This window comes from Methylorubrum podarium (assembly GCF_040270385.1).
In the GTDB taxonomy this organism is placed as follows: domain Bacteria; phylum Pseudomonadota; class Alphaproteobacteria; order Rhizobiales; family Beijerinckiaceae; genus Methylobacterium; species Methylobacterium podarium.
In genome coordinates, this window is sequence record NZ_JBELQE010000022.1 from 72,493 (window position 1) to 92,816 (window position 20,324).

18 protein-coding genes and 1 tRNA gene are annotated in these 20,324 nt (G+C 69.7%); 6 read left to right on the plus strand and 13 right to left on the minus strand.

Annotated elements, in window-relative coordinates:
* Positions 1-22 precede the first annotated feature (22 nt).
* From ABS772_RS03195 to moaB, 9 genes are all read right to left on the minus strand, one after another.
* The gene (locus ABS772_RS03195) at positions 23-979 is read right to left on the minus strand and encodes an SGNH/GDSL hydrolase family protein (protein ID WP_350392117.1); all 957 of its coding nucleotides are present in this window, start codon (positions 977-979) and stop codon (positions 23-25) included.
* A complete protein-coding gene (locus ABS772_RS03200) occupies positions 892-2,037 on the minus strand; it encodes an OpgC family protein (RefSeq protein ID WP_350392152.1) in 1,146 nt (381 codons plus the stop codon). The genes ABS772_RS03195 and ABS772_RS03200 overlap by 88 nt, the downstream gene beginning before the upstream one ends.
* Positions 2,038-2,225: 188 nt before the next feature.
* The gene (locus ABS772_RS03205; protein ID WP_238254526.1) at positions 2,226-2,987 is read right to left on the minus strand and encodes an HAD-IA family hydrolase; all 762 of its coding nucleotides are present in this window, start codon (positions 2,985-2,987) and stop codon (positions 2,226-2,228) included.
* Entirely contained in the window at positions 2,981-3,664 is a 684-nt protein-coding gene (rpe, locus tag ABS772_RS03210) for a ribulose-phosphate 3-epimerase (protein WP_350392118.1), read from the minus strand. Before rpe ends, ABS772_RS03205 begins: the two co-directional genes overlap by 7 nt.
* 162 nt (positions 3,665-3,826) lie before the next feature.
* The gene (locus tag ABS772_RS03215) at positions 3,827-4,438 is read right to left on the minus strand and encodes a GNAT family N-acetyltransferase (RefSeq protein WP_350392119.1); all 612 of its coding nucleotides are present in this window, start codon (positions 4,436-4,438) and stop codon (positions 3,827-3,829) included.
* Complete coding sequence (locus ABS772_RS03220) at positions 4,438-6,783, minus strand: Orn/Lys/Arg family decarboxylase (protein ID WP_238254523.1); 2,346 nt, start codon at positions 6,781-6,783, stop codon at positions 4,438-4,440. Before ABS772_RS03220 ends, ABS772_RS03215 begins: the two co-directional genes overlap by 1 nt.
* Positions 6,784-6,880: 97 nt before the next feature.
* Positions 6,881-7,243: a TonB family protein gene (locus ABS772_RS03225; RefSeq protein ID WP_350392121.1), complete on the minus strand. Its 363-nt coding sequence runs from the start codon at positions 7,241-7,243 to the stop codon at positions 6,881-6,883.
* Positions 7,244-7,324: 81 nt separating this feature from the next.
* Positions 7,325-7,528, minus strand: coding sequence for a hypothetical protein (locus tag ABS772_RS03230; RefSeq protein WP_350392123.1), 204 nt, complete (start codon positions 7,526-7,528; stop codon positions 7,325-7,327).
* Positions 7,529-7,655: 127 nt separating this feature from the next.
* Positions 7,656-8,213: a molybdenum cofactor biosynthesis protein B gene (moaB, locus tag ABS772_RS03235; RefSeq protein ID WP_350392126.1), complete on the minus strand. Its 558-nt coding sequence runs from the start codon at positions 8,211-8,213 to the stop codon at positions 7,656-7,658.
* Positions 8,214-8,376: 163 nt separating this feature from the next.
* Here moaB and purB point away from each other — a divergent pair, with 163 nt between their 5' ends.
* The 5 genes from purB to ABS772_RS03260 all read left to right on the plus strand — a co-directional run bounded on the left by purB (position 8,377) and on the right by ABS772_RS03260 (position 14,370).
* Positions 8,377-9,684 carry an adenylosuccinate lyase gene (purB, locus tag ABS772_RS03240; RefSeq protein ID WP_350392128.1) on the plus strand — a complete coding sequence of 436 codons (1,308 nt, stop codon included), beginning with the start codon at positions 8,377-8,379 and terminating at the stop codon, positions 9,682-9,684.
* A 66-nt stretch (positions 9,685-9,750) separates the two neighbouring features.
* Complete coding sequence (locus tag ABS772_RS03245) at positions 9,751-10,608, plus strand: D-amino-acid transaminase (RefSeq protein WP_350392130.1); 858 nt, start codon at positions 9,751-9,753, stop codon at positions 10,606-10,608.
* A 457-nt stretch (positions 10,609-11,065) separates the two neighbouring features.
* Complete coding sequence (locus ABS772_RS03250) at positions 11,066-11,383, plus strand: hypothetical protein (RefSeq protein WP_350392132.1); 318 nt, start codon at positions 11,066-11,068, stop codon at positions 11,381-11,383.
* 176 nt (positions 11,384-11,559) lie between these two features.
* The gene (locus ABS772_RS03255) at positions 11,560-12,852 is read left to right on the plus strand and encodes an adenylosuccinate synthase (RefSeq protein ID WP_238254516.1); all 1,293 of its coding nucleotides are present in this window, start codon (positions 11,560-11,562) and stop codon (positions 12,850-12,852) included.
* Between the two features lie 39 nt (positions 12,853-12,891).
* Positions 12,892-14,370 carry a histidine kinase gene (locus tag ABS772_RS03260; protein ID WP_350392134.1) on the plus strand — a complete coding sequence of 493 codons (1,479 nt, stop codon included), beginning with the start codon at positions 12,892-12,894 and terminating at the stop codon, positions 14,368-14,370.
* Between the two features lie 207 nt (positions 14,371-14,577).
* Here the strand turns inward: ABS772_RS03260 and rpoH are convergent, their stop codons facing one another.
* The 4 genes from rpoH to ABS772_RS03280 form a co-directional block, all read right to left on the minus strand.
* Positions 14,578-15,471 carry an RNA polymerase sigma factor RpoH gene (gene rpoH / locus ABS772_RS03265; RefSeq protein ID WP_096487728.1) on the minus strand — a complete coding sequence of 298 codons (894 nt, stop codon included), beginning with the start codon at positions 15,469-15,471 and terminating at the stop codon, positions 14,578-14,580.
* 342 nt (positions 15,472-15,813) lie between these two features.
* Entirely contained in the window at positions 15,814-17,823 is a 2,010-nt protein-coding gene (locus tag ABS772_RS03270; RefSeq protein ID WP_350392136.1) for a putative bifunctional diguanylate cyclase/phosphodiesterase, read from the minus strand.
* Between the two features lie 354 nt (positions 17,824-18,177).
* Positions 18,178-18,627 (minus strand): GNAT family N-acetyltransferase, encoded by a 450-nt coding sequence (locus tag ABS772_RS03275; protein WP_238256897.1) that lies wholly within the window; start codon positions 18,625-18,627, stop codon positions 18,178-18,180.
* 183 nt (positions 18,628-18,810) lie between these two features.
* Positions 18,811-19,824, minus strand: coding sequence for an RluA family pseudouridine synthase (locus ABS772_RS03280; RefSeq protein WP_350392137.1), 1,014 nt, complete (start codon positions 19,822-19,824; stop codon positions 18,811-18,813).
* A gap of 83 nt (positions 19,825-19,907) precedes the next feature.
* Between ABS772_RS03280 and ABS772_RS03285 the strand changes: the two genes are divergently transcribed.
* A tRNA-Glu gene (locus tag ABS772_RS03285) sits at positions 19,908-19,983 on the plus strand.
* The last annotated feature ends 341 nt before the right edge of the window (positions 19,984-20,324 follow it).

Below are 20,324 nucleotides of genomic sequence, written 5' to 3' on the forward strand. Positions count from 1 at the left end.
CGGTCGCGGCACCGGGATCGTATCACTTGCCGGCGGCCGTCGGAGCGCCTTCGGACGTGCCCCTGGCCGCGTCGGGCGGATCCGACTTCGCAGGAGGGCCGGCCTCCGTCTTGGTATCCACCTTGGCCGCCTCCGGCTGGAGCAGCGACAGGGTGATCGCTCGCGTGGCGTGCTCGGCCATGCAGCGCAGGCCCAGATCGTTGAGCCGGAAATGGCGGCCCAGCATGTGCGCCTCGGTGGTGCGCTGGGTCGAGAGGAAGCGCATCGCCGCGTAGCGGTGGACCAGCGGCACCGCCTCGCGGCGGGCGACCTCCTGCACGGTGCGCACCATCTGCGTGTAGTAGGCGTCGTCGGCGAGGCTCTCGGTGAAGACCGGATCGATGAGCACGATGTCGATGCCGTGGGATTTCACCCACTGCACCGACTCGTCGAGGGCCTCGCCGAAGGCCTCGATGTCGACGCGGGCGAGCGCGTCGTTGGTGCCGACCTGCCAGACGACGAGATCCGGCTCCATCTCGGCGACCATGGAGCGGAGCCGCTCGCCCGCCCCGCTCGCCACCTCGCCGGGCAGCCCCCGCGCCTCGACCTCGACCTGCACGTCGGGCAGGGCCTGCTCCAGGGCGTTCTCCAGCTTGACCGGGTAGCTCGCCGAGGCGCCGAGCCCGGCCGAGGAGGAGCCGATCGCGAGCACGTGGATCGGCCGCTTCTCCTTAAGCGCGGCCTTGACCGCCTTGAGCCGGGCCAGGGTGTAGAGCTTGGAGCCGGGAACCCGGCACTCGGGCGACAGGCTCTGGTCGAGCGCCTCCGCCGCCGCGGGCGATGGTGCGGGCGAGGAGGCGGCCGGGACCGGCGCGGGCGCCGATGTCTCGCCGAGCGCGGGTGAGGCGAGGCTCAGGCCGAGGGGGAGGAGGACGGCGAGTCCGCGGGCGAGGCGGCGTCGGGGGCCTTGCGTGTCGGCCGCGGTCTGCGGGAACGCCATTCGACGAACCATGCGGTAAAACCCAGTGCGATCAGGCCGGAGCCTACGACCGAAATGTCAACGAAGATACCGCCGCCGGTTTGGAAGCGCACGAACTGTCCGCCGAGGCTCAACAGCGATCCCATCGAGAATACCGCGAGCGAGTTGCGCCCCAAACCCGACAGAAAGCGGGCGAGCGGACCGACATGCGGGGCGATGAGAGCGTAGACACCCTGGAACGCGAGCACCATGCCGCAGAAATGGATCAGCCGGGCGGGCGAGAGATAGGTCTTGTCGAAGGTGAAGACGAGGCGCGGCTCGGGCGCCAGCATCGGGTCGGGCCGCAATTCCAGAACCGCGAGCACGACGCCCACGATGACGATGACGATGCCGAGCGGCGTGAGGCGCCGCCACAGGCGCCGCAACCGCTCGGAGTCGCGTGTCACCTCGTTCGACAGGAAGCCCAGCACCAGCAGGAGCTGCCAGCAGAGCGGGTCGAAGAACCAGTCCCCCTCGCCCGGCCAGGACGGGAAGTTCCACTCGAAGACGAGGCTCGCCCCGTAGAGCGAGAGCGAGAGCGCCAGCAGAAGGACCCGGCTCGCCCGGCCGATCAGCACCACCGCCGGCGCGATGGCGATCAGCACCACGTAGAGCGGCAGGATGTTGAAGAAGCCGAGCTGGTGGGTGAGCAGCACGACCCCGACCATGGTCTGGATCGGGTCGGCGAAGAAGCCGCCGGCATTGTGCCATTCGAGGATGAGCGGGTTGTCGAGGTAGAGCGCGCAGCCCGCGATCATCGCGAGCGCCAGCGCCATGATCGTGATCTGCGCGCGGTACACCTCGACGGTGCGCGACAGGAGCCGCAGCACGGTGATGAGTCGCGGCTCCGGCAGGCCGTCGCGCCCGCGGGTGGCGAGCCCGATCGACCAGCCGGCCAGGAACACGAACAGCTCGGCGGCGTCCGAGATGCCGTACTGCGAGAAGGTGTAGCGCTCGAAGAAATTGCCGGGGATGTGGTTGATGAAAATCGTCACCAGCGCGAAGCCGCGCCAGAAATCGATCGCGTTCGGCTCGCGCATCAGGCTCCACGGTCCGGCGGTGTGACGTCGAAGCGGCAGGATCGCGGCCTCCCGCGCGGCGCGCGAGAGCGGCCGCACGGCGCCGTTCCGGGACCCGCGACCCGGAGCGGAAGGCGGCCGTCCTGATAGACCGCGCCGCGGTGGATTGGGAAGCGGGTGAGCGGTGACGAGGCTGCGATGACGGCTTTTCAGGCCGCCCCGCGCAGATGCCCCGCATGCCAGGCGCGGAGCGCCTCGAGGGTGACGATTCCGTCGGGCCAGACATGGCCCTGGAGATGGGCGTGCGGCGCGTCGGGCTCGCCGAGGTCGGAGACGGCGGAGAAGGCGCCGTCGAGGCGATGACTCTGCGTGTAGCGGCTGCGCGTGGCGAGCACCGGCAGGCCGGCGGCCAGCGCCGAGCGGATGCCGGCCGCCGAATCCTCGAAGGCGATTCCCTCGGACGGGTCGATGCCGAGGCGGTGGACGGCGAGCGCGAAGATGTCGGGCGCGGGCTTCTTCTGCGCCGCCTCGTCGCCGGCGGCGATCACGTCGAAGGGCTGCGCCTGGTTCGGGAAGTTGAGCCTGAGAAGCAGGTCGATGTTCGGCCGGCTGGTGGTGGTGGCGACCGCCAGCCGGACGCCCGCGTCCCGCGCCTGCTCGACGAGGCGCCGCACGCCGGGACGCAGGGCGAGGCCGCCGCTCTCCGCCAGCTCGCCGTAATAGCGGGTCTTGAGGTCGTGGATCTCCGGCATCCGGCGTTTCAGCCCGTCCGCCTCGCCCGGATGGAACTGCTCGATGTAGTGGACGAGCCGCTCCTTGCCGCCCATCACCTTGAGGAGTTCGGCGTAGAGGTCCGGCGACCAGTCCCAGGGCAGGCCGAGCGCCCGGAAGGCGCGGTTGAAGCCCTGGCGGTGAAGGTCCTCGGTCTCGGCGAGCGTCCCGTCGACGTCGAAGATCAGCGCCCTCAGCATCGAACGCCGTCCCGCCCGGTGGCCGCGCGGGCCGCCTCGCGGATCGCCGCGATGTTTGCCTCGTAGCGATCCGGCCCGCCCTTGAAGGCCGCCGAGCCGGCGACGAGGATGGTGGCGCCCGCGCTCGCCGCCGGCCCCGCGGTCTCCGCGGTGATGCCGCCGTCGACCGAGATGTCGATGGACCGTCCCGCCGTCATCGCCTTGACGCGCGAGACGGTCTCCAGCGCCGAACCGATGAAGCTCTGGCCGCCGAAGCCGGGATTGACCGTCATCACCAGCACGAGATCGACCATGTCGAGCAGCGGCTCGATGGCGGAGGCCGGCGTGCCGGGGTTGAGCGCCACGCCCGCGCGCTTGCCCAAGGATCGGATCGTCTGGAGCGAGCGGTGGATGTGGGGGCCCGCCTCGACATGCACGGTGATCGCGTCGGCGCCGGCCTCGGCGAAGGCGGCGAGGTACGGGTCGGCCGGGGCGATCATCAGGTGGACGTCGAAGACCTTGTCGGTGCAGGGCCGCAGCGCCTTCACCACCGCCGGGCCGAAGCTGATGTTGGGCACGAAATGCCCGTCCATCACGTCGAGATGGATCCAGTCGGCGCCGGCCTGCGCGATCGCCCGCGTCTCCTCGCCGAGCCTGGAGAAGTCGGCGGCGAGGATCGAGGGTGCGAGTAGGGTCATGGAACAGCTCGGAGCAACGATGCGCCGCCCCGCGTAAAAAAGCGCGGGCGGCCCTGGGAGGGAGGGACGTCCTGCAACCGATCTAGTGCATCGGCCGGCAAGATGCTCGCCGCCTTCGCGCAAAAAAGCCGGCGCGGCGAGGGCGGAGCGCCCCCGCAATCATCACGAGGACGGAAACGGGGGCGTCCTCTCCCGCTCCGGCCGGTTCCACGCGTTCGGCTGGTCCTCCGCCCCGGTGCCGAGCGGGCATTGCACGATCACGCTGTCGCTCCAGCGGCCGTACTTGTAGCCGATGGCCGGCAGGTAGCCGACGCGGGCGAACCCGCAGGCTTCGTGCAGGCGCAGCGAGGCCTCGTTGCTCGCGTCGATATAGCCGATCATCTGCCGGTAGCCGCCCGCGGCGCAGGCCTCGATCAGGGCCGGCAGGAGGCGCCGCCCGATGCCCGCGTGCAGGTGGTCGGGATGCACGTAGATCGAGTGCTTGAGGGCGTAGCGGTAGGCCGGGCGCTTGCGGAACGGGACGGCGTAGGCGTAGCCGGCGATCTGCCCGCCCCGCTCGGCGACGAGATGGGGCAGGCGCTTGCTGCGCATGGTCTTGCGCCGCCGCCGCAGCTCGTCGGGCAGCAGGCGCTCCTCCTCGAAGTCGCCGGTATCGCCGACGCCCTTGCGGATGTGCCGCTCGTAGATCGCGATCATCGCCGGCACATCGGCGTCCGACGAGGGCCGGATCACCACCTCCGTGCCGGGCAGGACCGACGCCGCGCCCGCTGCCATCAGGCGCCCTCGCGCACGACGTAGGTGTGGAAGCGGATGCGCCCGTCCGGATCGGTCTCGCGGTAGACGCCCTGGATCTCCGCCTCGAAGCCGGGGAACAGGTTAGCGGCCGCCTCGAACATCTTGAAATAGTCGAGCATGGGCTTCGCCCGCTCGTCGAGCCGCTCGCCGGGCAGCACCGTGCCGATGCCAGGGGGATAGACCAGCATCAGGGTGGTGGCGATGCGCCCCTCGGCTTCCGCGATCGGCACGTAATCGACCCGGTTGCGCGTCAGCATCTGCGCGGCGGCCTTGGGCGGCATCACCATCTCGGGCAGGTGCTCGGGCATGAACTGCTTGCGCTGGAGCGCCGAGGTGCCCGATTCGCGGTGGAAGCTGTGGTAGTCGGCGCAGAGGTCGCGCAGGCCCACGCCCCGGTAGCGCTTGGGCCGGCGGGCGACGAATTCCGGCATGGCCTCTTCGAGCGGCACGTTGTCGTCGTGCAGGCGCTTGAAGGCGACGAGGCCGGAGATCAGCGTGCCGGCCTTCGACGACTCGACGCCCGGCGTCAGCAGGAAGAGCAGCGAGTTGAGGTCGTTCTTCTCCGGCACGATCCGGTTCTCGCGCAGGTACTGCGCGACGATCGGCGCCGGCACGCCGTGCTCGGTATAGGCGCCCGTCTTCCGGTCGAAGCCGGGGGTGAGCACGGTGAGCTTGTTCGGGTCGGTGATGGCGAAGCCCGGCGCGACGTGGGTGAAGCCGTGCCACGCGGCGCCCGGCGTCAGCTCCCAGTAGCGGGCATCCGCGGCGAGCGCGTCGGTCGGGATCGATTCCCACGGGGTCTCGGTGCCGTCGGGGCCGGTCACCACGTCGGGCACGAAGGGGTCGAAGAACCAGCGCCGCTTCGGGTCGGCCTCGCGCTCCTCGAACTCCTTGCGGATGGCCCGGGCCTTCTTCCGCCACTCGATGCCGAGCCGGATCGTGTCGTCCCACAGCACCACGCCGGAGCGGCCCTTCATCATCTGCGCGCCGACGTCGAGGGAGGCGAACAGGGGATAGAACGGCGAGGTCGAGGCGTGGACGAGGAAGCTCTCGTTGAGCCGCTTGTGCTCGACGCGCCGGGTCTGGCCGCGGATATGCCCGTCGCGGGTGTGGATCTGCGAGGCCTGGGAGAAGCTCGCGAGCTGCTTGTGGGTCGATTGCGTGGCGATGATGCCGGGCGAGGTCTCGTCGAGCCCGGTCAGGCCCATGGCGAAGCGGCGCTGGTAGAGCGGGTGGAACTTCATGAAGCCCGCCCAGGCCTCGTCGAACAGGATGTAGTCGCACAGGTGGCCGATCCGCTCGACGATCTCCTGCGCGTCGTAGATCGTGCCGTCATAGGTGCACTGCTCGATCACCGCGCAGCGGAACGGGCGCTCCCGGCGCCACGCCTCCTTGTCCTTCACCAGCGGGTTGTCGCGTATCCGCTCGCGGATGCGCCCCTCATCGAGCGCCTCGTGGTAGATCGGGCCGATCAGGCCGTAGGCGTTGCGGTCCGTTTCCAGAAAAATCGGGATGCCGCCGGCGAGCAGCAGAGCGCCGTGATGGGCGGCCTTGTGGTTGTTGCGGTCGAACAGCACGAGGTCGTCCTCGGCCACCAGCGAGCCCAGCACGACCTTGTTCGAGGCCGAGGTGCCGTTGAGGACGAAGTAAGTCTTTTCGGCCCCGAAGATTTTTGCCGCTTCCTTCTGCGCCTTCAGCGCGGGGCCTTCATGGGTGAGGAGATCCCCCAGATCGAGCACCGAATTGTCCAGATCATCGCGAAAGATCGCTTCCCCCAAGTGCTCGACGAAGATGCGGCCGATCGGCGAGCGGTTGTAGAAGATGCCGCCGTTATGGCCGGGGCAGGTCCAGAGCTGGTTGCCCTCCTCGGCGTAATCGACCAGCGCGCCGAAGAACGGGGTCTTGAGCGTGTCGGCGTACTGCGTCACCCGGGAGACGAGGTTGCGGGCGATGAATTCCGGCGTCTCCTCCGCGAGGAAGATGTAGCCGTCGATGAAGTCGAGCAGCTCGACCGGGATGTCCTCCAGCCGCTTGCGGCGGACCATGATGACGATCGGCATCTCCAGGCCGCGCCGGCGCATCATGTCGATGAGCGCGGCGGCCTTGCCCTCGAGGCCGCGCTTTCCCCAATCCACCACGAGGCAGCCGACCGCGGAATCGGTCTGCACGGCGATCGAGGCGTCCTCGACGCGCCGCGCCCGCACCACCTCGAAGCCGCGCGACTCGACCGCCGCGACGATCTGCTCGACCCGCGCGCCCTCCAGATCATCCGGATCGAAGGCGGGGGTGCACATCAGCACGGTGAAGCGGCGGTGAAAATCCATGGAGCGGGGCTCTCCTCACGAACGGTATGTCTGCCTTTCCGGCCCATCCACGACGATTCGATGACACGCGCCGGCTCAGGCGCAACCCTGCGCCGCCTCACCGCAGCGTGAGGGGAAAGCTCAGTTCCGTGAAACCTTCGAGCGTGAGCAGGCCGGCCGGCGGCGGCGGGAACGGCGCGGCCGCCTGGGCGGCGCGGACCGCGCGCTCGCCGAGGGCGGCCGGGCCGTCCTCGATCTCGACGCCGTCGAGGCCGCCCTTCGCGTCGATCCGCACCCGGATCGTCACCTGTCCGCCGCGTCCCGGCGCCGGCGCCCGATCCGCCATGCCGATGCGATTGACGATGCCGGCGACCCAGGCCTTCGCCCGGGCATCGACCCGCGGCGCGGCCGAGCCGTTGTCAGGCAGCGCGGCCAGCATCAGCGCCGCGAGGAAGACCGTCCGGAGGAAAACCGAGACCAAGACCAGGAACTCCGCAACGAGGAACGCCGCAACGAAAAAGGGCGCCCTGCGGCGCCCCCGGAACGCGTGATCGTCAGCCGATCACATCCTGCTCTTCTTCTTCATCTTCTTCGACTTTATCTGTCCGCCGGAGCCGGACATCTTGTTCATGCTGCCCTCGGGCTTCACGCCGGTGGCGTTCGAGCCCGTCATCTGCGTGGTGTTTGCGCTCTGAGCCACGGCCGCCGTGCTCAGGGAAGCGGTGCCGACGAGGATCGCCGCCGCGAGGCCGATCACCTGTTTCATGAGCGTCTCCCGAATCTTATTGGCTTGTACTTGAACGCGACATCAACCGACGGCTGCGGCCGAGGTTCCTCGCCGGCGCGCGCCCTTCGTCGATGCAATGCAGCAACCGCGACGGGCGCGCGGCGCGTCAGAGGACGACTGAGGCGCCCCGGCGCAGGTGCTCGTCGAGGCGCGGCATGATCTCGACGAAGTTGCAAGGACGGTGGCGGTAGTCGAGCTGGCTCGCGAGGATGCCGTCCCAGGCGTCCTTGCAGGCGCCGGGCGAGCCCGGCAGCACGAAGATGTAGGTGGCCCCCGCCACCCCGGCGGTCGCCCGCGACTGCAGCGTCGAGGTGCCGATCTTGTCGTAGGAGATCCGGTGGAACACCGCCGAGAAGCCGTCCATGCGCTTCTCGAACAGCGGCTCGATCGCCTCGGGCGTGACGTCGCGCCCGGTGAAGCCGGTGCCGCCGGTGGTGATGATGACGTCTATGGCCGGATCGCGGATCCAGGCCTCGACCTTCACCCGGATCGACACCGCCTCGTCCGGCACGATGTCCCGATCCGCGAGCCGATGCCCGGCCTGCGTGAGCCGCGCCACCAGGGTGTCGCCGGATTTGTCGTCGGCGAGCGTCCGGGTGTCGGACACCGTCAGCACGGCGATCGAGAGGGGGATGAAGGCGCGGGGCGTCGGCTCGCTCGTCATGCTGCCGATGTTGTCCGATGGGCGGGCTTGGTCAACCGCCGCCTGACGTCGCGGGGGAGCCATGCACATCCCGGCCGAGCACCGCGTTGAGGCGCCGGGCCGCGCCGTGCTACGCGCGGAGCGATTTCGCGAGAGCGCGACACGTCCGAGGCTTTGGAAAAAAATGATCCCCCGCTACTCCCGTCCCGAGATGACCGCGATCTGGTCGCCGGAGAGCCGGTTCCGGATCTGGTTCGAGATCGAGGCTCACGCCACCACGGCCCTCGCCAACATCGGCGTCGTGCCGAAGGAGGCGGCCGACACGGTGTGGGAGAAGGGCCGCGACGCGGTCTTCGACGTCGCCCGCATCGATGAAATCGAGGCGGTGACGAAGCACGACGTCATCGCCTTCCTGACGCATCTCGCCGAGATCGTCGGGCCGGAGGCGCGGTTCGTCCACCAGGGCATGACCTCGTCCGACGTGCTCGACACCTGCCTCAACGTGCAGCTCACCCGCGCCGCCGACATCCTGATCAAGGATCTCGACGCGCTGCTCGCCGCGCTGAAGCGGCGCGCCTTCGAGCACAAGCTGACCCCGACCATCGGCCGCTCGCACGGCATCCACGCCGAGCCCGTCACCTTCGGCCTCAAGCTCGCCCAGGCCTATGCCGAGTTCGCCCGCGCCAAGGACCGGCTCATTGCGGCACGGAAGGAGGTCGCGACCTGCGCGATCTCGGGCGCGGTCGGCACCTTCGCCAACATCGACCCGCGGGTGGAGGAATACGTCGCCGCGCAGATGGGGCTCGCGCCGGAGCCGGTCTCGACCCAGGTGATCCCGCGCGACCGCCACGCCATGTTCTTCGCCGTGCTCGGCGTGATCGCGAGCTCGATGGAGCGCCTCGCCACGGAAGTGCGCCACCTGCAGCGCACCGAGGTGCTGGAGGCGGAAGAGTTCTTCTCCGAGGGGCAGAAGGGTTCGTCCGCCATGCCGCACAAGCGCAACCCGGTGCTCACCGAGAACATCACGGGCCTCGCCCGCATGGTGCGCGGCTACGTGACCCCGGCGCTGGAGAACGTGGCGCTCTGGCACGAGCGGGACATCTCGCATTCCTCGGTCGAGCGGATGATCGGTCCGGACGCCACCGTCACCCTCGATTTCGCGCTCGCCCGCCTCACCGGCGTGATCGACAAGCTCCTGGTCTACCCGGCCAACATGCAGAAGAACCTCGACCGGCTCGGCGGCCTCGTCCACTCGCAGCGGGTGCTGCTCGCGCTGACGCAGGGCGGCGTCTCGCGGGAGGATTCCTACCGGCTGGTCCAGCGCAACGCGATGCCGGTCTGGCGCGGCGAGGGCGATTTCCTGACGCTTCTCAAGGCCGATCCTGAGGTGACCGCCGTGCTCAAGCCGGAGCAGATCGAGGAGTGCTTCGATCTCGGCTACCATCTCAAGCACGTCGACACGATTTTTTCGCGGGTGTTCGGGCAGGCTTGATGCGTCCTGCACGGAACCTGCTTCGCGCCGGACCGCCGACGAACGCGACTGCCTGAAGAGACGAGCATGAGCCGCACCGCCTATCTCAACGGTGAATTCCTGCCCCTGGACGAGGCCCGCGTGCCGGTCATGGACCGCGGCTTCCTGTTCGCCGACGGGATCTACGAGGTCGCCGCCGTGCTGCACGGCCGCCTCGTGGACAATGCCGGGCATCTCGCCCGGCTCGACCGCTCGCTGTCGGAGATCGGCATCCGCAATCCGCACACTGCCGAGGAATGGGAGCGGCTCGAAACGCAGCTCGTCGAAAAGAACGGCGTGCGCGAGGGCCTCGTCTACATCCAGGTGACGCGGGGCGTGGCGGAGCGCGACTTCTCCTATCCGAAGGGGGACGTGGCCCCGACGGTGGTGATGTTCACGCAGGAGAAATCCATCGTGAACAACCCGATGGCCGAGGCCGGCGCGAAGGCGATCACCGTGCCGGACCTGCGCTGGAAGCGGCGGGACATCAAGTCGGTGGCGCTGCTGGCCCAGGTTCTCGCCAAGCAGCAGGCGGCGGAAGCCGGCGTCGCCGAGGCCTTCATGGTCGAGGACGGCGTCGTGACGGAGGGCTCCTCCTCCACCGTCTTCATCGTGACGAAGGGCGGTGCGCTGGTGACGCGCCCGCTCTCCCACGCGGTCCTGCCCGGCATCACCCGCAAGGCGGTGCTGGCGCTGGCGGAGGAGACCGGCCTCGCCTTCGAGGAGCGGCTCATCAACGCGCGGGAGCTGCCCGAGGCGGCGGAAGCCTTCTACACCTCGGCCTCGGCCTTCGTGATGCCGGTGGTGGAGATCGACGGGAAAGCTCTCGGCGACGGACGGCCCGGCCCGGTGGCCAAGCGTCTGCGGGAATTGTACTTCGCCTTCGCCGAGGGGTTGGTGGATTAACCGCCTTCTCCGGTCAATGGCGACGGGCGACGAGGAGCATCGCTCTCTAGAAGCGTGCTCCACCTTCGAACCTAAACACTGGTGTTTGCTCGGCAGCGTTCCGCGTCAGGCACGATGGCAGCATAGAGTTGCCGGAGAACGATTCGGACGCGAGATCCCTCTCAGCCGTCAAGGCGAAACCCGCCAAGCACAAGAACCCACGCTCACGCCACTGCTCATCCACATCACCTGCAGCCGCGGACGTAACGCCGAAAAACAAGAGAACGATCGCTGTCATCGGGCGCATACAATGTCTCCATCGCATCGGCTGCCATCCTGACAGGATTGATGGCGGGAGCATGGCGTCGAGACACGCACAGGTTTCAACGCAGGCGGGATGATTGTGCCCGGATCCTGACCTGACAGGAACGGGAAGGCGCGCGCGTCCGTTGGTTCCCGAAGGACCACCGAGGACGCGATGACCTTATCGAAGAACATGGTACGCGCCGCCGCGCTGCTTACCGCCCTGCTGGGCACGGCGGCCTTCGCCCAGGATCCGACCGTGCCGCAGCGCGGGCAGGACAGCGATCCGAAACTGCCGCCTCCCCAGGAGCAGGTGCCGGAAAAGGTCCGGCCGGAGAGCGACACGACCGGCAGCACGCTCAGCGAGAAGCTCGAGAAGTCGGACGGGGTGATCAAGCCGCCCGCGGGCGTCGATCCCGAGATCAAGACGATCGCCCCCGAGCCGACCCCGAACTCGACCCCCATCATCAAGCCGCCGGGCAACGCCAAGTAACGCGAGGCCCGAGCGGAGCGGTCCCCAAGGGTCGGGGCCGCTTCGCTTGACCTGCCTGCCCAGATCGCCGAAGACGCCCCCGTATGCTCGATCCCCCGGCTCGACGGCCGGGGTTTTCGCGCGTGGCGCAACCGCTTGGCGCCCGCGCCAGCGATTGCGAGACAGGTCAGACGCGCATGGCGAACGTCGTCGTCGTAGGCGCCCAGTGGGGCGACGAGGGCAAGGGCAAGATCGTCGACTGGCTCTCGGAGCAGGCCGACATCGTCGTCCGATTCCAGGGCGGTCACAATGCCGGCCACACGCTGGTGGTCGGCAGCGCCGTCTACAAGCTCTCCCTGCTGCCCTCCGGCGTGGTCCGCCCGAACACGCTCGGCGTGATCGGCAACGGCGTGGTGCTCGACCCCTACGCGCTGGCCTCCGAGATCGACCGGCTCGCCGGCCAGGGCGTGACGGTGACCCGCGAGAACCTGCGGGTGGCCGACAACGCGACCCTGATTCTCTCGCTCCACCGCGAGCTCGACGCGCTCCGCGAGGACGGGGCGCAGGGCACCAAGATCGGCACGACCAAGCGCGGCATCGGCCCCGCCTACGAGGACAAGGTCGGCCGGCGCGCCATCCGCCTGATGGATCTCGCCGAGCCCGAGACCCTGCCGCCGAAGATCGAGCGGCTGCTCGCCCACCACAACGCCCTCCGCCGCGGCTTCGGCCTCGAAGAGATCGCCGAGCAGACGATCCTCGACGAGCTGACCGGCATCGCCGAGCGGGTGCTGCCCTATCAGGACACCGTCTGGCACCTGCTCGACGAGGCGCGCCGGGGCGGCAAGCGCATCCTGTTCGAGGGCGCGCAGGGGGCGCTGCTCGACGTCGATCACGGCACCTACCCGTTCGTGACCTCCTCCAACACCGTGGCGGGCCAGGCGGCGACCGGCTCGGGGCTCGGGCCGCGGGCGATCGGCTACGTGCTCGGCATCGCGAAAGCCTACACCACCCGCGTCGGCGAGGGTCCGTTCCCGACCGAGCTGCACGACGCGATCGGCCAGCGCATCGGCGAGCGCGGCCACGAATTCGGGACCGTGACGGGCCGCAAGCGCCGCTGCGGCTGGTTCGACGCCTGCCTCGTGCGCCAGACCGTGCAGACCTCGGGCATCGACGGCATCGCCCTGACCAAGCTCGACGTGCTCGACGGCTTCGACGAGATCCGCGTCTGCACCGCCTACGACATCGACGGGCAGCGCTTCGACCATCTCCCCGCCAGCCAGGCGGCGCAGCAGCGCGCCGTTCCGGTCTACGAGACGATCCCCGGCTGGAGCGGCACCACGGCGGGCGCCCGCTCCTGGGCCGACCTGCCGGCCCAGGCGATCAAGTACGTGCGCCGGATCGAGGAGCTGATCGGCGCGCCGGTGGCGCTGCTCTCCACCTCGCCGGAGCGCGACGACACGATCCTGATGCACAACCCCTTCGAGGATTGAGGCCCGGACGGCGGGTAGAGACAGGCAGATCCGGGCACGATGGCCGACTATTATCCGCTGCTGGCACGCGCGCTCGACGCCCTGCCCGACCGATCCCCGGCCCTGCGCCGGGCCGTCTACGATCGCGCGCGCAGCGCCCTAATCGCGCAGCTCCGCTCCCTCGATCCGCCGGTGCCCGAGGCGGATATCGACCTCGAACGTCGGGCGCTCGATACGGCGATCGGGCGGCTGGAGGCCGAGTACGAGACGCCTCCGGCCGCGGCCGAGGTGCCGGCGAAGGCGCCCGAACCGGCGCCGCCCGAGCCGCCCCCTCCTCCCGCATCCGAACCGCCGCGGCCCGAGCCGCTCTCGCCCGGCCCCCTGCCGCCGACGCTGCCGGAACCCGAGCCGCCGCAGAATCCGGACGAGCCGCTGGTCCTGCCGCCCGCCTCTGTCCCGGCCGGGATCGTGTCGGACCCCGGTCCCGCGGAATCCAGGCCGCCGGGCGAGACCGTGCCGTTCATGCCGCCGCCCCGCCGGGTGCGGGTGGACGAGGCCCTGAAACCCACACCGGAGCCCGCACCGGAGACGGCCGACGGCTTCATCCCGTCGCCATCCCCCGCCGCCGAGGCGGGGGTCGACACCGCGTCCGCCGAAGCCGCTCCCGAAGCGAACGGGGCCGGCGAGCCGGGCAATGGCCGTCAGCGGCCGCGTATCGACGTCGTGGCGCCGCCCGCGGGCCGTTCGCGCCTGCTGCGCAACCTGTTCGTCGGCGGCGTGCTCGCGACGGTGATCGCGCTGATCGCGGTGGCCGCCTTCTTCCTGCGCGATAAGCCGTCCGACCTTCAGCAGAGCGCGGCCGAGCAGGAGGTGCCGGCCGAGCAGCCGGACGCGAAATTCTCGGACCGGGTCGGGGGCGAGCGCAACGAGGCCGAGGCCCGGCCCAGGCCGGCCGCTCCGGGCACCGCGCCGGCACAGCCGGAGGTCACCGTCTCGCAGCGGGCGATCCTCTACGAGGAGAACCAGAGCGATCCGCGCGCCCAGCCGATCGCCACCAACGGCCACTCGGTCTGGCGCGTGGAGGCCGTGAACGGCGCGCAGGGCGAGCCGTTGCAGACGGTGCTGCGCGCCAACGTGGAGTTCCCGGATGCGGGGATGACGCTGGCGATGACCATGCGCAAGAACCTCGACGCGACGCTTCCCGCCTCGCACACGATCGAACTCGCCTTCACCAACACGGGCGAGGCCGGCGCGAAGCGCGCGGTGCAGAATATCGGCCTGCTCCAGCCCAAGGACGAGGAGGCCGCCCGCGGCTCACCGGTCTCCGGGCTTCCGGTGCGGGTCCGCGAAAACCTCTTCCTGATCGGCCTGTCCTCCCTGAAGAGCGACCTGGACCGCAACACCGAGCTGTTGCTGCACAAGAACTGGTTCGATCTGGCGCTGACCTACACGAGCGGCCAGCGGGCGGTCATCAGCTTCGAGAAGGGCGCTGCCGGCACCCAGGCGCTGCAGTCCGCCTTCGCGCAGTGGCGGGAGTGATAGGGTCTCCGGCTGATCACCTCGATCGTCCCTTCGTCATTGCGAGGCGAAGCCGTGGCAATCCAGGGCGCGCCTTTTCCGGAGGGGTCGCGCCCTGGATCGCTTCGGCTTCGCCTCGCGATGACGGAGTGAAGCGGCGCCCTCACGAAAAAACCCGGCCCCACGAGGGCCGGGTTTTTTCTTGTCGGATCGGATCAGGCGAGCCGCCTACGAAATCCGGGCCTCGGTCCGCGGCAGCTCGCGGGTCGCGAGGTTGCGCTTGACCGCCTCCTGGACCTTCTCGAAGGCGCGCACCTCGATCTGGCGGACGCGCTCGCGCGAGACACCGAACTCGCCGGAGAGATCCTCCAGGGTGATCGGGTCGTCGGCCAGCCGCCGCGCCTCGAAGATGCGCCGCTCGCGCGGGTTCAGCACGCCGAGGGCGTCGCGCAGGGCCGAGAGGCGGTTGCGCCCCTCCTCCTCGCGGGCGAGCACGGTCTCCTGGCTCGGGCTGTTGTCGACCAGCCAATCCTGCCACTCGCCCTCCCCCTCCTCGCGCAGGGGCGCGTTGAGCGAGGTGTCGCCGGACAGGCGGCGGTTCATGTCGATCACGTCCTGCTCGGGCACGCCGAGCGAGGTGGCGATCTGCTGGACCTGCTCGGGGCGCAGGTCGCCCTCGTCGAGGGCCGAGATGCGGCCCTTGGCCTTGCGCAGGTTGAAGAACAGCTTCTTCTGGTTGGCGGTGGTGCCCATCTTCACGAGCGACCACGAGCGCAGGATGTATTCCTGGATCGCCGCCTTGATCCACCACATCGCGTAGGTGGCCAGCCGGAAGCCCTTGTCCGGATCGAAGCGCTTGACGGCCTGCATCAGGCCGACATTGCCCTCGGACACGACTTCGCTGATCGGCAGGCCGTAGCCGCGATAGCCCATGGCGATCTTGGCCACGAGGCGCAGATGCGACGTCACGAGGCGGTGGGCGGCTTCGCGGTCGCCCTCGTCGCGCCAGCTCTTGGCGAGGGTAAACTCCTCCGCCGGCTCCAGCATCGGGAACTTGCGGATCTCATCGAGGTAGCGCGAAAGGCCTCCCTCATTGGCGAGCACGGGCAGAGCGCCGGCCATGTGCACCTCCTTCAACAGCCCCCCTGTCGGGCGGGCTCCAAGCGAACGGCCGCTCCCTTGAGTGATCTCTCACGAAACTCCCGTTGCGCCGACATGCCCATCGCTGAAGCAGGCTGTGGGCGGGAGTTTCGCGAGGCACTCTGAGCCGGCCACGCCGCTTCCCATCTTTAATGGAAATCCGTGATGCCCGGTAGCGACCAACGCTGTTCACGCAAGGGTCCCAACGCGCGAACCGGAGTCCGGGTTTAACGTCTCACGGACGCATTGGGGTCGCAGTGCCGAAACGCACTTTCTTAGCCCCCTCTCAACGGTTCGCTGGAACCGGGCCGTCGCCGGGCCGCGTCACGCGCCGCGAAGCTGAAACCGCTCGGGGATGCTCGCGGGCGGGCGCGCGTCGAGGAAGCGCAGGACGTCGCCCGCCGGTTGCGGGCGGGCGAGATGGTAGCCCTGCATGAAGGGGCAGCCCATGGCCTGGAGCGTGGCGAGGTCGTCCGCCGTCTCGACCCCCTCGGCCACGACTTCGAGGCCGAGGGCCCGGCCGAGGCCGAGCACCGCCTGGACCAGGCCGCGCTTGTCCTCGGCCTCGGTCAGTCCCGTGACGAGGCTGCGGTCGATCTTGACCCGGTCGGCCCGCAGCTGACGCACCGAGGCCAGCGACGAGTAGCCGGTTCCGAAGTCGTCGAGCGCCATCCGGATCCCGGCCCGCGACAGCGCCAGCAGCTTGCCCTGCACCGCCTCGATGTCGAGTGCCGTCTCCTCGGTGATCTCGATCTCCAGGGCGGTCGCCGGCAGGCCGAGCAGCCGGAGGCGCCCGAGCACGATCTCGTCGACGGCGACCTGAGCCATCTCCCGCGGCGAGACGTTCATCGCCACCGAGAGGTCGTGACGGCCCCGGTCGCGCAGCGCGCACACCATCCCGCACACCTGCTCCAGGATGAAGCGCAGCAGCGATTCCGTCAGCCCGGCCATGGCGGCGGCGGCGATCAGGTCGCCCGGCGGCACCCAGCCATGCACCGGATGGTGCCAGCGCACCAGCGCCTCCAGATTGGTCACGCTGCGGCCGTCCTGGCCGAAGATCGGCTGGAACCACACCTCCAGTTCGCCCTCGGTCAGGGCCAGCGAGAGGTCGCGCTCGCAGTCGCGCCGCATCTCGAGGCGCACGCGCAGGCCCTCGTCGAACAGGCGGAAGTGATTGCGGCCGGAATGCTTGGCGGCGTAGAGCGCCTCGTCGGCGCAGCTCAGGAGATGCGTCAGGCTGTCCGCCGGGTGCGGGCAGATGCCGATGCTCATGCCGAGCCGGCCCGTATCGAAGCTCTCGAACGGTTCGGCCACGGTGCGGATGAGGCGATCCGCGAGCGCGGCCGGGCTCTCGACCACCCGCGCGGTATCGTAGGCAAGGGCGAATTCGTCCCCGCCGAGGCGGGCCGCGTCGCAACCCGCCGGCAGGGCGGTGCGGAGCCGGCGGGCGACCTCGGCGAGGACGCGGTCGCCGGTGGTATGGCCGTAGACGTCGTTGACCGACTTGAAGCCGTCGAGGTCGAGCAGCATCAGGCAGAGGGCTTCCCCGGCGGCCAGCCGCTCCTCCGCCCGCTGGACGAAGCCCGCGCGGTTCAGGAGGCCGGTCAGGCCGTCATGCGTCGCCCGCTGGCGCATCTCCTCCGCCAGGGCGCTCGCGCTCGCGTGGGCCGCCTTGCGCGCCTCGGCCAGGGCGGTCGCCTCGTTCTTCAGGCGGCTCGTCTCGCGAAACCCTCGCTCGGTGGCGATCGTGCTGCGGATCAGCGCGGCCAGGTACAGCAGCACGGCGGCGGCGAGGCAGTCCCGATCGAAGCCGCCGACGGCGATCAGGCAGACGGTCGCCGACAGGAGCGGCGGCGTGATGAAGCAGATCGGGATCCGCGCGTAGGCGATGCCGTGCGTCACCGCTCCGGCCGTGATCCCGCAGGTGATGGTGAGATAGAACAGCGTCTGCGCCGTGGTGTAGCCGTCGCTGAGGACCGGCAGGAAGGCCCAGACGGAACCGGAGAGCAGCGCCACGAGGCAGGCCAGCCGCAGGTGCCGGTCGATCGAGCGGGCGGCGGCCTCGCCCGAGATCGTGAGTTCGTCCGGAGGCATCGCCAAGCCCGCGCAGGGCGCGCGGCAGAGCCCCAAGCGCAGGAGGTTCACGGCCATGGATGCGGCGAACCAGAGCCCGCCCACCGCGCCGTACCCCGAATTCAGGGCCACCAGGAAGCTCGCCAGACCGAGCAGCATGTTGATGGGCAGCGCCTGCTGCACGCTGGCCCGCACCGCGTCGAGCTGGTCGCGGCGGATCTGCCGATCGAGATGCGGCCCGGTGCTCGGACGTGGGCGCATGGAGAACGAGCCTGGATCAGACGCTTCGGAGATGAAGCGTACTGCTTCTACGGGCAAAGACGTAACAGATGGTTGAAGCCCGCTCGCCTTCGCGTTGCCGGTCGAGACGTCGAAATGGTCGCCGCAAGCCAAGGTTCGACTTCGTCTCTGCCTGAGATGATCTTTCGGCAATGGAGGATGAGACCGGCAGGCAAGCGAGGGAGCCGTGTCTGCACCATCGATGGCCCCGGCCCGATCGGCGTCTCGGTTCGGAGGGAGCCGACTTCCAGCGCGGTTTCGGCCTCGTCGCGCTCCCCTCGCGCCAGCGTCGGGACCGTGCCCGCGCTCGTCGGCCACCCGTCCGGCGGGCCTGTCTCACCCCTTCTTGCGCAAGGGCCTCACGAGGCAGCCGGCACTCGGCACGAACCCGTTCGCGGCGCAGAAGTCCGGCAGGCCGGGCTCCTCGGCGGCGGCCAGGATCTGGATCGCGCCGCAGCCCGCCATCCGCGCAGCCTGTGCGGCGGCCTTCAGCAACTGGCGGCCCACGCCGCGGCGGCGTCCGTCGGGGGCAACCAGCAGCATCGTGATCTGCGCCGTCAGCGAGGCCTGGTCGAGCACCGGGTACCAGTGCAGCACCACGATTCCGCTCGGCGGCCCCCATTCGAGGGCGAGCAGCGCCGTACCGTGGCCGTAACGAAGGGCCTCGAGTTGCTCGGCCAGGCGATGCGAGGGCACCGGATGGCCCGCGGCGCTCAACAGCTCCGCGAGTCCCGCCGCGTCGGCCGGCAGCGCCGAGCGGATCTCCAGTCCATAGCGGCTTCCCAAAAGCGCCTCCGCCCGATGCCGTCCTCACCCTGCAGCGCGGCGCCGAGGACCGACCGCGCTCGCTCCCGGCCCGGGAGGCGGGTGATCCACGGTCGCGGCCCCAGAGGCAAGGCGATGCGCACTCTTTTCGAGCGCGCACGCTCCCCACATCGGATCGGGGCGGCGGGGTGTCGACGGTTCACCTCATGCGAGGGCGGCGAGCAACCGCGAAAAATCGTCCGGCAAAGGGCTCTCGAAGCGCAGGCGCGCGCCGGAGCGCGGGTGAAGGAAACCCAGTTCAGCCGCGTGCAAGGCTTGCCGTCCGAGATCCTGCAGGGCGGCGCGGGCAGGCTCGGCGAGCCGGGCCGCCTTGGTCTTGAAGGCGCCGCCATAGACGGGATCGCCCAGGAGCGGGTGACCGCGGTGGCTCAGATGGACCCGGATCTGATGGGTGCGGCCGGTTTCCAGGCGGCAGCGCAGCAGCGCGACGATGCCGTCGGCACCGGGCAGCGCCTCGACCCGGTAGTGGGTGATCGCCTCCCGCCCCTCGCCCTCGCGGACCACGGCGATCTTCTCGCGGTTGTGGCGCGAGCGGGCGAGATTCGCGCGGATCGTGCCCGCCCGCGGCTCCGGCACGCCCCAGACCAGGGCGAGATAGGCCCGCTCCAGCGCCCCGCTTCGGCCGTGGTCGGCGAATTGCGCCGAGAGACCCTGGTGGGCGAGGTCGTTCTTGGCGACGACGAGCAGCCCGCTCGTGTCCTTGTCGAGACGGTGCACGATGCCCGGCCGGCGCACGCCGCCGATGCCGGACAGGCTCGCGCCGCAATGGGCGATCAGCCGGTTCACCAGGGTGCCGTCCTCGTGCCCCGCCGCCGGATGCACGACGAGGCCCGCCGGCTTGTCGATGACGATGAGATCCTCGTCCTCATGGATGACGGTGAGCGGAAGCGCCTCGCCCAGCGGCTCAGCGGGGAGCGGCGCCGGAACGCTGAGATCGATCCGGCTGCCGGCGGCGACCTTGCGGGCGGGATCGCGGACCACCGCCCCGTCGCAGCGCACGAGACCGTCGCGCACCAGCGTCTGGAGCCGGGCGCGGGAAAGATCGTCGAAGGCCCGGGCGAGGACGCGGTCGAGTCGCTCGGGGAGAACTCCGTCGTCGCGGACGAGGCTGCGCGCTTCGTCCGCGCCGGGAACCGTGGAATGCACCGTGGAGGACACCGTCAGGTTTCTCGTCGTTTCGCCCCGGAAAGCGCTTGCGGGGCCGGGGATGCCTCGCTATACGAACCCCCGTCGGCCCGGAAGCTCCCATCGTCTAGCGGTCTAGGACGTCGCCCTCTCACGGCGAAAACAGGGGTTCGAGTCCCCTTGGGAGCGCCACCGGCTCAATCACCCTAGAAAATCTGATTTTTCTTGCTGTGCGAAAGCCTGCGCGTGCGGGCTGAGGCAGGGCAATCCGCGCCTTATGCTGGCGCGAGCGGAAACTTCTATTGGCGGGTGACTTTGCGTCATTCGCATGTCGGGCGATGAGAACGTCCCCCTAATCGTCGGCCCCCTCCCCTCTCTGGTCGCCGGTACACATCGCGCGTGAGCAGACCGGCCCCTGCCGCGAGTGCCCTGGACAACGAAAAGCCCGCTGCCTTTTCCGGTCAGCGGGCTGTGTGTCGATGTGATGGTGGTCGTCGTAGTGTGTGTGTTTGGTTGCGGGGGCTGGATTTGAA

Excerpts from the sequence above, each read along its gene's own strand:
- ABS772_RS03220 (WP_238254523.1), bottom strand. The coding sequence starts at position 6,783 with ATGGATTTTCACCGCCGCTTCACCGTGCTGATGTGCACCCCCGCCTTC.
- ABS772_RS03195 (WP_350392117.1), bottom strand. The coding sequence starts at position 979 with ATGGCGTTCCCGCAGACCGCGGCCGACACGCAAGGCCCCCGACGCCGC.
- ABS772_RS03250 (WP_350392132.1), top strand. The coding sequence starts at position 11,066 with ATGACCTTATCGAAGAACATGGTACGCGCCGCCGCGCTGCTTACCGCC.
- ABS772_RS03215 (WP_350392119.1), bottom strand. The coding sequence starts at position 4,438 with ATGGCAGCGGGCGCGGCGTCGGTCCTGCCCGGCACGGAGGTGGTGATC.
- purB (WP_350392128.1), top strand. The coding sequence starts at position 8,377 with ATGATCCCCCGCTACTCCCGTCCCGAGATGACCGCGATCTGGTCGCCG.
- moaB (WP_350392126.1), bottom strand. The coding sequence starts at position 8,213 with ATGACGAGCGAGCCGACGCCCCGCGCCTTCATCCCCCTCTCGATCGCC.
- ABS772_RS03230 (WP_350392123.1), bottom strand. The coding sequence starts at position 7,528 with ATGAAACAGGTGATCGGCCTCGCGGCGGCGATCCTCGTCGGCACCGCT.
- ABS772_RS03255 (WP_238254516.1), top strand. The coding sequence starts at position 11,560 with ATGGCGAACGTCGTCGTCGTAGGCGCCCAGTGGGGCGACGAGGGCAAG.
- rpe (WP_350392118.1), bottom strand. The coding sequence starts at position 3,664 with ATGACCCTACTCGCACCCTCGATCCTCGCCGCCGACTTCTCCAGGCTC.
- ABS772_RS03200 (WP_350392152.1), bottom strand. The coding sequence starts at position 2,037 with ATGCGCGAGCCGAACGCGATCGATTTCTGGCGCGGCTTCGCGCTGGTG.
- ABS772_RS03260 (WP_350392134.1), top strand. The coding sequence starts at position 12,892 with ATGGCCGACTATTATCCGCTGCTGGCACGCGCGCTCGACGCCCTGCCC.
- ABS772_RS03270 (WP_350392136.1), bottom strand. The coding sequence starts at position 17,823 with ATGCGCCCACGTCCGAGCACCGGGCCGCATCTCGATCGGCAGATCCGC.
- rpoH (WP_096487728.1), bottom strand. The coding sequence starts at position 15,471 with ATGGCCGGCGCTCTGCCCGTGCTCGCCAATGAGGGAGGCCTTTCGCGC.
- ABS772_RS03205 (WP_238254526.1), bottom strand. The coding sequence starts at position 2,987 with ATGCTGAGGGCGCTGATCTTCGACGTCGACGGGACGCTCGCCGAGACC.
- ABS772_RS03245 (WP_350392130.1), top strand. The coding sequence starts at position 9,751 with ATGAGCCGCACCGCCTATCTCAACGGTGAATTCCTGCCCCTGGACGAG.